This window comes from Paraburkholderia sp. (genome assembly GCF_035501035.1).
Taxonomy (GTDB): domain Bacteria; phylum Pseudomonadota; class Gammaproteobacteria; order Burkholderiales; family Burkholderiaceae; genus Paraburkholderia.
The window spans coordinates 1-11393 of record NZ_DATJWR010000012.1; the positions used below are offsets into that span (position 1 = coordinate 1).

At 64.7% G+C, this 11393-nt stretch carries 9 protein-coding genes; all 9 read left to right on the forward strand.

The window, feature by feature from the left end; translation table 11 throughout:
* Positions 1-455 precede the first annotated feature (455 nt).
* The gene (gene gyrA, locus VMJ11_RS00825; protein WP_325615939.1) at positions 456-3053 is read left to right on the forward strand and encodes a DNA gyrase subunit A; all 2598 of its coding nucleotides are present in this window, start codon (positions 456-458) and stop codon (positions 3051-3053) included.
* A 173-nt stretch (positions 3054-3226) separates the two neighbouring features.
* Entirely contained in the window at positions 3227-3832 is a 606-nt protein-coding gene (locus VMJ11_RS00830) for a DUF2059 domain-containing protein (protein WP_325615953.1), read from the forward strand.
* Between the two features lie 169 nt (positions 3833-4001).
* Complete coding sequence (serC, locus tag VMJ11_RS00835; RefSeq protein WP_414694262.1) at positions 4002-5141, forward strand: 3-phosphoserine/phosphohydroxythreonine transaminase; 1140 nt, start codon at positions 4002-4004, stop codon at positions 5139-5141.
* Between the two features lie 58 nt (positions 5142-5199).
* Positions 5200-6285: a prephenate dehydratase gene (pheA, locus tag VMJ11_RS00840; RefSeq protein WP_325615942.1), complete on the forward strand. Its 1086-nt coding sequence runs from the start codon at positions 5200-5202 to the stop codon at positions 6283-6285.
* Between the two features lie 227 nt (positions 6286-6512).
* Complete coding sequence (gene hisC / locus VMJ11_RS00845) at positions 6513-7625, forward strand: histidinol-phosphate transaminase (protein WP_325615944.1); 1113 nt, start codon at positions 6513-6515, stop codon at positions 7623-7625.
* Positions 7615-8589, forward strand: a complete 975-nt coding sequence (locus tag VMJ11_RS00850) for a prephenate dehydrogenase (RefSeq protein WP_325615955.1) — start codon at positions 7615-7617, stop codon at positions 8587-8589. Before hisC ends, VMJ11_RS00850 begins: the two co-directional genes overlap by 11 nt.
* 62 nt (positions 8590-8651) lie before the next feature.
* Positions 8652-9959 carry a 3-phosphoshikimate 1-carboxyvinyltransferase gene (aroA, locus tag VMJ11_RS00855; RefSeq protein WP_325615946.1) on the forward strand — a complete coding sequence of 436 codons (1308 nt, stop codon included), beginning with the start codon at positions 8652-8654 and terminating at the stop codon, positions 9957-9959.
* A 43-nt stretch (positions 9960-10002) separates the two neighbouring features.
* Positions 10003-10686: a (d)CMP kinase gene (cmk, locus tag VMJ11_RS00860; RefSeq protein WP_325615949.1), complete on the forward strand. Its 684-nt coding sequence runs from the start codon at positions 10003-10005 to the stop codon at positions 10684-10686.
* Positions 10687-10904: 218 nt separating this feature from the next.
* The coding region (locus tag VMJ11_RS00865; RefSeq protein WP_325615951.1) for a S1 RNA-binding domain-containing protein at positions 10905-11393 on the forward strand (489 nt) is incomplete at its 3' end.

An 11393-nucleotide genomic window follows, 5' to 3' on the forward strand; every position in this document is an offset into this window, starting at 1 on the left:
TTTGCGTTGTGTAGACTTCGAGCAGTGTCTAACTTTGTGCGTTGGCATTTTGCCATATCGTTCCCTTCCAACGATAAAAAAAGTCCGCCCCTTTCACTGGGGCTCGCCGAATGTGGTACACCCGCAACAAAAAGTTCCCGCAATTTTACCTGGTAGTGCGCCTGGGTGGCGGGGGCGTTGCACATTGTCATCCAAATCGGACGCTGTGAACCTGAATCCGGTCGAAGCTGCGGCGTTTGCGCCACGCTCAGCGCGTTTTTGAGCGCTTCGGCGCCATCCCTCTAATAGGTATACGCAGACGGCGGGCGGGGGTGTCGTGCATGGTAGAATCGCGTGATGCGCTGCGTCCGCGGCGTCCATGCGACAGCTGGGCTATCTGGCGGCACCGTTCGCGACCTCGACTCCTTTAACGGGCGAGGCGCTAGCACACCGCGTGCCCATATAAGACATCGATAATGGATCAATTCGCCAAAGAGACTCTGCCAATCTCCCTCGAGGAGGAAATGCGCCGCTCGTATCTCGACTACGCGATGAGCGTGATCGTTGGGCGAGCACTACCGGATGTTCGTGACGGCCTGAAGCCCGTGCACCGGCGCGTGCTTTACGCGATGCACGAGCTGAACAACGACTGGAACCGCGCCTACAAGAAGTCGGCGCGTATCGTCGGCGACGTCATCGGTAAATACCATCCCCATGGCGATACGGCCGTCTACGACACGATCGTCCGGATGGCGCAGGACTTCTCGCTGCGCTATATGCTCGTCGACGGCCAGGGTAACTTCGGCTCGATCGACGGCGACAACGCCGCGGCCATGCGATACACCGAAATCCGCATGGCGAAGATCGGCCACGAGCTGCTGGCCGACATCGACAAGGAAACCGTCGACTTCGGGCCGAACTATGACGGCAGCGAGAGCGAGCCGCAGATCCTGCCCGCACGCATCCCGAACCTGCTGATCAACGGTTCGTCGGGCATCGCGGTCGGCATGGCCACGAACATCCCGCCGCACAACCTCAACGAAGTCGTGGACGCCTGTCAGCATCTGCTGAAAAATCCCGAGGCGACGATCGACGAACTGATCGAAATCGTTCCCGCACCCGACTTCCCGACCGCCGGCATCATCTATGGCGTCGCCGGCGTGCGCGATGGCTATCGCACCGGTCGCGGCCGCGTGGTGATGCGCGCCGCCACGCACTTCGAGGAAATCGATCGCGGCCAGCGCATGGCGATCATCGTCGACGAGCTGCCTTATCAGGTGAACAAGCGTTCGCTGCTCGAGCGCATTGCCGAACTCGTCAACGAGAAGAAGCTCGAAGGCATTTCCGATATCCGCGACGAGTCCGACAAGAGCGGCATGCGTGTCGTGATCGAGTTGAAGCGCGGCGAAGTGCCCGAAGTGATTCTTAACAATCTCTACAAGGCGACGCAGCTCCAGGACACGTTCGGCATGAACATGGTCGCGCTGGTGGACAACCAGCCGAAGCTGCTGAACCTGAAGGAAATGCTCGAGCATTTCCTGTCGCACCGCCGCGAAGTGCTCACGCGGCGCACGGTGTACGAGCTGCGCAAGGCGCGCGAACGCGGCCACGTGCTCGAAGGCCTCGCCGTCGCGCTCGCGAACATCGACGAATTCATCGAGATCATCAAGGCCGCGCCCACGCCGCCTATCGCGAAGCAGGAGTTGATGAACCGCTCGTGGGATTCGTCGCTCGTGCGCGAGATGCTCACGCGCGCCGAGCAGGAGAACGCAACGGCGGGCGGTCGCGAAGCCTACCGTCCGGAAGGGCTGAACCCGCAATATGGTATGCAGGCCGATGGCCTCTACCGTCTGTCCGACACGCAGGCGCAGGAAATCCTGCAAATGCGCTTGCAGCGCCTGACCGGGCTGGAGCAGGACAAGATCATCGGCGAGTACCGCGAAGTCATGGCGCAGATTGCCGACCTGCTCGACATCCTTGCGCGCCCCGATCGCGTAACTACCATGATCTCCGACGAACTCACCTCGATCAAGGGTGAATTCGGCGACGCCCGCCGCTCGAAGATCGAGCTGAACGCAACGGAGCTCAACACCGAAGATCTGATCACGCCGCAGGACATGGTGGTGACCATGTCGCACTCCGGTTACGTGAAATCGCAGCCGTTGTCGGAATATCGCGCCCAGAAGCGCGGAGGTCGCGGCAAGCAGGCGACCTCGATGAAGGAAGACGACTGGATCGACACGCTCTTCATCGCCAATACGCACGATCACATCCTGTGCTTCTCGAATCGCGGCCGCGTGTACTGGGTGAAGGTATATGAAGTGCCGCAGGGTTCGCGCAACTCGCGCGGGCGCCCGATCGTCAACATGTTCCCGCTGCAGGACGGCGAGAAGATCACGGTCGTGCTGCCGGTCAAGGAGTTCTCCGCGGACAAGTTCGTATTCATGGCCACGGCGCTCGGCACGGTCAAGAAGACGCCGCTCGAAGCCTTCAGCCGCCCGTTGCGCAAGGGCATTATCGCGGTCGGTCTCGATGACGGCGATTACCTGATCGGTGCCGCCATCACGGACGGCGAGCACGACGTGATGCTGTTCTCCGACGCCGGCAAGGCCGTGCGCTTCGACGAAAACGACGTGCGCCCGATGGGCCGCGAAGCACGCGGCGTGCGCGGCATGCAGCTCGACGACGGTCAGCAGGTCATCGCGCTGCTCGTGGCTGGCGACGAGCAGCAGTCGGTGCTCACCGCAACCGAGAACGGCTATGGCAAGCGCACGCCGATCACGGAGTACACGCGCCATGGCCGCGGCACGAAGGGTATGATCGCGATCCAGACCTCGGAGCGTAACGGCAAGGTGGTTGCGGCAACACTCGTCGACTCCGAAGCCCAGATCATGCTGATCACGACCTCGGGTATTCTGATTCGCACTCGCGTGTCGGAAATCCGTGAAATGGGCCGTGCAACGCAAGGTGTTACACTCATCAGCCTTGACGAAGGCACGAAGCTTTCTGGCCTGCAGCAGGTTGCCGAGGCGGACGCCGAAGGTGAGGGCGAGCAGGGCGAAGGCGAGGAGTGACGCGCCACGTTGGCCCGCAAGAATAGACTTACGCGGGCTTTAAGGTGGATTTCAGCGAATCTTGTTAGTGTCAGCTAAATGAATGGTGTGCCGGGCGGACCGGTGAGCGGGCGAACGACGCCCCGCAGTTCGAGCGGCAGTGCTGTCCGATCAATTTTTCAAAGGGAGTAATGATGCAAAAACGATTCAAGCAGGTGATGTTGCTGGCCGCTCTCGTGCCGACGTTTGCCATGGCTCAGGCGCTCCAGAGCCAGGCGCCCGCCCAGGCTCCGGCCGCGGCTGCAGCACCCGTCGATCCGGCCAAGCAAGCCGCGATCAAGGACCTGCTCGACGCGATCGACGCACAGAAGCTCGTCGGCGCAATCGGCAACAGCGCCCAGATGCAAGCCAAGCAGCTCGTTCCGGCCATCCTGTCGGACGCGCTCTCGGAAAACAAGACGATGACGGACAAGCAGAAGCAGGCCGCCGTCCCGACGCTGCAGAAGAACGCAGTGCCGAAGCTGGTTGACTCGGCGGGCCAGGTCTTCGCGACCGACGCGTTCCGCCAGGACGCCATGTCGGCTCAGTACGACGCTTACGCGAAGTACTACAGCACGCAGGAAATCAAGGACCTGACCACGTTCTACCGCAGCCCGACCGGCCGCAAGTTCATCCAGGTTCAGGACCAGGTTGGCCGCGACGTCGTCAACAGCCTGATGCAGAAGTACATGCCGCAGTCGATCAAGGCAACGCGCGACGAAGCCGACAAGGAAGTCGCGTCGGTCAAGGTCAGCAAGTAAGCCTTTCGGGCGCAGCGCGCCCGCCGGTTCGCCGCGGCCGTTCAAGGCAGCGGGGCCGGATCGGGTAGTTGAGCCTGCGCCAGGCCGCCGCGGCCTGCGTTGGCGGGTTCCCGGCGACAATGCGATAATGGTCGTTTGCGCGATAAGCGCGGACGGCCATTTTCTTTTTCTGGCGCGTTTGCGGCGTAGTTCGGCCGCAGCGCCTGCCTCGGGGAATCTTCTAGTGACGCGCGTCTACAACTTCTCAGCCGGACCGGCGGCAATGCCCGAAGAGGTCCTGCGTCAGGCCGCCGACGAAATGCTCAACTGGCATGGCAGCGGCATGGGCGTGATGGAAATGAGCCATCGCGGTCCGGAATTCATGCAGATCCACAGCGAGGCGCTGCTCGATCTGCGCGAGTTGATGCAGGTGCCCGCAAGCCACCAGATCCTGTTTCTGCAGGGCGGCGGCATCGGCGAGAACGCGATCGTGCCGCTGAACCTGTTCGGCGCCAAGCCGCGCGCCGACTTCGTGGTCACCGGCTCGTGGTCGCAGAAGTCGCAGAAGGAAGCGCTCAAGTACGGGCAAGCGCATATCGCCGCGACGGGCCGCACCGAGGCTGGCTTCACGCATTCGCCGCCCAGGAGCGAATGGAAGCTCTCCGAAGACCCTGCCTATGTGCACCTGTGCACGAACGAGACGATCGACGGCGTCGAGACCTTCGAGATCCCCGACCTCGGCGACATTCCGCTCGTGGCCGACGCCTCGTCGCACATCCTCTCGCGGCCGATGGACATCGCCAAGTACGGCGTGCTCTACGGCGGCGCGCAGAAGAACATCGGTATGGCGGGTGTGACGGTCGTGATCGTGCGCGAGGACCTGCTCGATCGCGCGATGTCGATCTGCCCTTCGGCGTTCGAATGGAAGACCGTCGCCGCGAACAACTCGATGTACAACACGCCGCCCACGTACGCGATCTACATCGCGGGGCTCGTGTTCAAGTGGCTCAAGCGCCAGGGCGGCCTCGCCGCCATCGAGGCGCGCAATGTCGAAAAAGCGAAGCTGCTGTACGACACGATCGACGCAAGCAACTTCTACATCAATAAGGTGGAGCGCCGCGCGCGCTCGCGGATGAACGTGCCGTTCTTCCTCGCCGACGAAACACGTAACGCAGATTTCCTCGCCGGCGCCAAAGAGCGCGGGCTGTTGCAGCTGAAGGGCCACAAGTCCGTCGGCGGCATGCGGGCATCGATTTACAACGCGGTGCCGCTCGAGGCAGTGAAGGCGCTGGTCGAGTACATGAAGGAATTCGAGGCGCAGCACGCGTAAGCGCCGGGGGGAAGCCCCCGAGTGCCGCGCGCATCCTTTCAGATTGCCGGTCTCACGCATGGACGACGAACTCAACTCCCAACTCAAGCCGCTGCGCGAGCGCATCGACGCGATCGACGCGCAGCTCATCGCGCTCCTGAACCAGCGAGCCTCTGTCGCACTCGAAGTCGGCGAGGTCAAGAAGCATTTCAACGCACCGGTGTTTCGCCCGGAGCGCGAGATGCAGGTCATCGCGCGTCTGCAGGAATTGAGCGCAGGCCCGCTCGGCAACGATCACATCAGTGCGATCTGGCGCGAGATCATGGCTGCGAGCCGCTCGCTCGAAAAGACGATTTCGGCCGCGTTCCTCGGGCCGGTCGGCACCTATAGCGAGCAGGCGATGTACGAATACTTCGGTCAGTCGATCGAAGGCATGCCGTGCCCCTCGATCGACGAGGTATTCCGTTCGGTCGAGGCGGGCGCCGCCGAATTCGGCGTCGTGCCGGTCGAGAATTCGACCGAGGGCGCCGTTTCACGCTCGCTCGACCTGTTCCTCGAAACGCAGCTCGTGATCGCCGGTGAGATCGCGCTGCCAATCCAGCACAACCTGATGACGCAAAGCGGCAACCTGAGCGGCGTGACGCGCGTGTGCGCACACCCGCAGGCGCTCGCGCAGTGCCAGCACTGGCTGACCGCCAACGCGCCGCAGCTCGAGCGCCAGCCCGTGTCGAGCAACGCCGAAGCCGCGCGCCTCGCCGCCGCCGACCCGACGGTCGCGGCCATTGCCGGCGAGCGTGCCGCCACGCACTATGGCCTCTTGATCGCGAATGCGCTGATCCAGGACGACCCGCACAACCGCACGCGCTTCGTGATGCTCAGCAAGCAGCCTGCGGGCGCGACGGGCCGCGATCAGACCTCGATGATCGTCTCGGTGAAGAACGAGCCGGGCGCCGTCTATAAGCTGCTCGAGCCGCTCGCGCGCCACGGCGTGTCGATGACGCGCTTCGAGTCGCGCCCGGCGCGCCTCGGCAGCACGTGGGAGTACTACTTCTACATCGACTTCGAAGGCCATCGCGACGAACCCGCCGTGGCCGCCGCGCTCGACGAGCTCAGCAAGAAGGCCGCGTATCTGAAGATCCTCGGCTCGTATCCGCGCGCGCGCTAAGGCGTGACAACGCGCGGATCGCGCGCCGGGCCGCGTGCCGCAGGCGTTGCCATGGGCCGCCTGCCAGGCACCGTCCGCCGACGGACGCCGACGGACGCCGACGGACGATACCGGGCGGCGCGCCTTTCCCGATCCGTCCGGACCAGACCCGCAGTACGCCACGCGCAATGCCGGAGGCAGGTGACGCCCAAACCTGCCGCCCCGTGCTTCAAGCCCTGGAGAGATGCATGACCACGCAATTCGGCCCCTCGTATGTGCGCGCGATCGCGCCTTACATTGCCGGCAAACCGATTTCCGAAGTCGCTCGCGAGTTCGGGCTCGACGAGGCGCGCATCGTGAAGCTCGCTTCGAACGAGAATCCGCTTGGCATGCCCGAGTCGGCGCAACGTGCGCTCGCGCAGGCCGCGAGCGAACTGGGCCGTTACCCCGATTCGAATGCGTTCGAGTTGAAGGCCGCACTGGCCGCGCGCTATGACGTGCGGCCCGAGTGGATCACGCTCGGCAACGGCATCAACGACATTCTCGAAATCGCTGCGCATGCGTTCGCGGAGCGCGGCCAGTCGATCGTCTATTCGCAGTACTCGTTCGCGGTCTATGCGCTCGCAACCCAGGGGCTTGGCGCACGTCACATCGTCACGCCGGCCGTCCATTACGGCCACGATCTCGACGCGATGCTCGCGGCCATCGCCGACGACACGCGCCTCGTGTTCGTGGCGAACCCGAACAACCCGACCGGCACGTTCATCGACGGGGCGAGGCTCGAGGCGTTCATCGCGAAGGTGCCTGCGCACGTCGTGGTCGTGCTCGACGAGGCGTACACGGAATATCTCGCGGCGGACAAGCGCTACGACTCGATCGCGTGGGTGCGTCGCTTCCCGAACCTGCTCGTTTCGCGCACGTTCTCGAAGGCGTACGGACTCGCGGGCCTGCGTATCGGCTTTGCGATCGCGCAGCCGCAACTGACCGATCTGCTCAATCGCTTGCGCCAGCCGTTCAACGTCAACACGCTCGCGCAGGCAGCGGCGCTCGCCGCGCTCGGCGACACGGCGTTCCTGCAGCGCAGCGCGGCGCTCAACGCCGAAGGCTATCGCACGCTCACGGCCGCGTTCGAGCGCCTCGGCCTCGAATACGTGCCATCGGACGGCAATTTCGTGCTCGTGCGCGTGGGCGACGACGAGGGCGCTGGCGACCGCGTGAACCTTGCGTTGCTCAGGCAGGCCGTGATCGTGCGGCCCGTTGGCAACTATGGCTTGCCGCAATGGCTGCGCGTTTCGATCGGCCTTCCCGAGGAGAACGCGGCTTTCCTCGCGGCTCTCGAGCGCGCGCTTGGTGCGCCATGAGGGCGCAACTCTTCTTTTTTCTGGTGACGTCGTGAGTGCGTTTTCCTTTAGCAAACTGGTGATTTTCGGCGTGGGCCTGATCGGCGGGTCGCTTGCGCGCGCGTTGCGCGAGCGCGGCTCGACGGGGCAAGTGATCGGCGTGGGCCGCCACGCGCAATCGGTCGCGCGCGCGCTCGAACTCGGCGTGGTCGACGCGGTCGCGACGCTCGACGACGAAGCGGCGCTCGCCGCCGCGCTCGATGGCGCCGACATCGTCCTGCTCGCCGCGCCGGTTGCGCAGACCCAGGCGCTGCTTGAGCGCATCGCGCCGCACCTCGGCAGCGAGACGATCGTGACCGACGCCGGCAGCACCAAGAGCGACGTGATCGCCGCCGCGCGCTCGGCGCTCGGCGCGCGCATCGCGCAGTTCGTGCCGGGGCACCCGATCGCCGGCCGCGAGTCGAGCGGCGTCGAAGCCGCATTGCCGGATCTTTACGTTGGCCGCAACGTCGTGCTGTGTCCGCTTGCGGAAAACGCGCCGGCGTCGGTCGAGCGCATTGCCGCGATGTGGCGCGCCACGGGCGCGGTGATCGGCGAGATGCCGGCCGCGCAGCACGATCGCGTGTTCGCTTCGGTCAGCCATCTACCGCACGTGCTCTCGTTCGCGCTCGTCGACCAGATACTCGCTTCGCCCGACGCCCAGCTGAAGTTTTCGTTCGCAGCGGGCGGATTTCGCGACTTCACGCGCATCGCCGCGTCGAGCCCCGAAATGTGGCGCGACGTGTGCCTTGCGAACCGCGACGCGCTGCTCGCGGAACTCGACAGCTACACTGAAGTGCTCGCGAAGCTGCGCGCGGCCATCGACGCCGGCGATGGCGCCGCGCTCGAAGCCGTGTTCGCGCGCTCGCGTGCGGCGCGCGAGGCGTGGCAAGAGCGCGGTGGCAAGGGTGCGGCCGCAGCCATCGAATCCACGCCAGACAAGTAAGCAGGCAGGTACCCGCCAGGCGGCGCTAGCGCCGCAATTCAAGGCATTCTCAGGACACGCTCATGGAACACCTCGATCTCGGACCGTTCACCCGTGCGTCCGGCACGATTCGTCTGCCCGGCTCGAAGAGCATCTCGAACCGTGTGCTGCTGCTCGCGGCGCTGGCCGAGGGCGAAACGACCATCACGAACCTGCTCGACTCCGACGACACGCGCGTCATGCTCGACGCGCTCGAAAAGCTCGGCGCGCGGCTCAAGCGCGAGGACGACACCTGCGTCGTGCAGGGCACGCGCGGCGCTTTCACCGCCGTGCGCGCGGATCTCTTCCTCGGCAATGCGGGCACGGCCGTGCGCCCGCTCACGGCCGCGCTCGCCGTGAACGGCGGCGACTACCGCATCCACGGCGTGCCGCGCATGCACGAGCGGCCCATCGGTGACCTCGTCGACGGCTTGCGCCAGATCGGCGCGAGTATCGACTACGAGGAAAACGAGGGCTATCCGCCGCTGCGCATCCGCCCGGCGGCGATTTCGGTCGAGGCGCCCATCCGCGTGCGTGGCGACGTGTCGAGCCAGTTCCTCACGGCGCTGCTCATGACGCTGCCGCTCGTGCGCGCCAAGGACGGCATGACGATCGTCGAGGTGGACGGCGAGCTGATCTCCAAGCCCTACATCGAGATCACGATCAAGCTGATGGAACGCTTCGGCGTGAAGGTCGAGCGCAACAATGGCTGGCACCGCTTCGAGGTGCCAGCGGGCGTGCGCTACCAGTCGCCGGGCAAGATCATGGTGGAAGGCGATGCCTCTTCGGCGTCGTATTTCCTCGCGGCAGGCGCGATCGGCGGCGGCCCGGTGCGCGTAGAGGGCGTGGGGCGCGCGAGCATCCAGGGCGACGTGGGTTTTGCGGCGGCGCTCGGGCGCATGGGCGCGAACGTCACGATGGCCGACGACTGGATCGAGGTGCGCGGCATCGGCAACGATCACGGTAAGCTCGATCCCATCGACATGGACTTCAACCTGATCCCCGATGCGGCCATGACGATCGCCGTGGCGGCACTCTTCGCGGATGGCGCGACCACGCTGCGCAACATCGCGAGCTGGCGCGTGAAGGAAACCGACCGTATCGCCGCGATGGCGACCGAGCTGCGCAAGGTGGGCGCGGACGTGGAGGAGGGGCCCGACTACCTGATCGTGCGGCCGCCCGAAAAGCTCACGCCGAACGCCGCGATCGACACCTACGACGACCACCGCATGGCGATGTGCTTCTCGCTCGTGAGCCTCGGCGGCGTGCCGGTGCGCATCAACGACCCGAAGTGCGTCGGCAAGACGTTCCCCGATTATTTCGAGCGCTTCCTGGCGCTCGCGCAACCCTGAGCGCGCGCGGCCGACGCTGACGCCTGCCTGAATTGAACAACGCATGAAATCGACCCGCCCCTTTTATCCGACGCCCGTCATCACGATCGACGGCCCGACCGCCTCCGGCAAGGGCACGGTGGCCGCGCTGGTCGCCGCGCATCTCGGCTTCCACCTGCTCGACAGCGGCGCGCTGTACCGGCTGGCGGCGCTCGCGAGCCTGCGCTACTCGATCGCCTGCGACGACGCGGACAGCCTTGCAAAGCTGATCGACGATCTCCACATCACGTTCCGCGAAGGCATCGCCCAGCTCGACGGCGCTGACGTGTCGAGCGAAATTCGCGCCGAGCAAGTGGGCAACCGGGCCTCCGTGATCGCCGCGCATCCGGCGGTGCGAAGCGCGCTCGTGGCGCGCCAGCGTGCGTTTCGCAAGCTTCCGGGGCTCGTCGCGGACGGTCGCGACATGGGCACCGTGATCTTCCCGGACGCCGTCCTGAAGGTGTTTTTGACGGCCAGCGTGGAGGCCCGCGCGGCCCGCCGGCATAAGCAATTGATCCAAAAAGGTTTTTCTGCTAATATGGATGACTTGCTTCGGGATTTGCGTGAGCGCGACGCGCGAGACAGTAACCGCGCGGCTGCGCCGCTCAAGCCCGCAGAGGATGCACAGCTTCTCGATACCTCGGCGCTATCCGTCGACCAGGCGGTCGAACGGGTCGTGCAGTGGTATCAGGCGTTGCCCGTGCGGTAATCCGAAGGACGCGGCAACGCGCAGTAGCAGCGCAGTAGCAGTAAAGGCAGCAATCGCAGTAGCGGTACCTGTAGTGGTGCCCTGCATGACGCCAAAGAAGGCGGCAGGGCGTGTGTTAAACCCTTTAACCCCGTATGGCTTTTGCATTTTCGCCGTGAACGTTGCGTTCCGGCATCAACGCTCCGCAGTCACGACTGACTGGCGGTGCAGCGAAAACCATGCAAATCCAGATTTTTATGTCCGACCTGCAAACCTCCACCCCGAATACCGAATCTTTCGCGGCTCTGTTCGAAGAGTCGCTGACCCGCCAGGACATGCGCGCCGGCGAAGTCATCTCCGCCGAAGTCGTGCGCGTCGACCACAACTTCGTGGTCGTCAACGCTGGCCTGAAGTCCGAGGCATACATCCCCCTCGAAGAGTTCCTGAACGACGCGGGTGAGGTTGAGGTTCAGGCGGGCGATTTCGTTTCCGTCGCGATCGACGCGCTGGAAAACGGCTACGGCGACACGATCCTGTCGCGCGACAAGGCGAAGCGTCTCGCTTCGTGGCTGTCGCTGGAAAAGGCGCTCGACAACAACGAACTCGTGACCGGCACGATCACGGGCAAGGTCAAGGGCGGCATGACCGTCATGGTCAACGGCATCCGCGCGTTCCTGCCGGGTTCGCTCGTCGACACGCGTCCGGTCAAGGACACGACGCCGTACGAA

What these genes read in the sequence shown, in the direction of transcription:
- gyrA (WP_325615939.1), top strand. Translation starts at nt 456, where the DNA reads ATGGATCAATTCGCCAAAGAGACTCTGCCAATCTCCCTCGAGGAGGAA.
- VMJ11_RS00830 (WP_325615953.1), top strand. Translation starts at nt 3,227, where the DNA reads ATGCAAAAACGATTCAAGCAGGTGATGTTGCTGGCCGCTCTCGTGCCG.
- pheA (WP_325615942.1), top strand. Translation starts at nt 5,200, where the DNA reads ATGGACGACGAACTCAACTCCCAACTCAAGCCGCTGCGCGAGCGCATC.
- hisC (WP_325615944.1), top strand. Translation starts at nt 6,513, where the DNA reads ATGACCACGCAATTCGGCCCCTCGTATGTGCGCGCGATCGCGCCTTAC.
- aroA (WP_325615946.1), top strand. Translation starts at nt 8,652, where the DNA reads ATGGAACACCTCGATCTCGGACCGTTCACCCGTGCGTCCGGCACGATT.
- cmk (WP_325615949.1), top strand. Translation starts at nt 10,003, where the DNA reads ATGAAATCGACCCGCCCCTTTTATCCGACGCCCGTCATCACGATCGAC.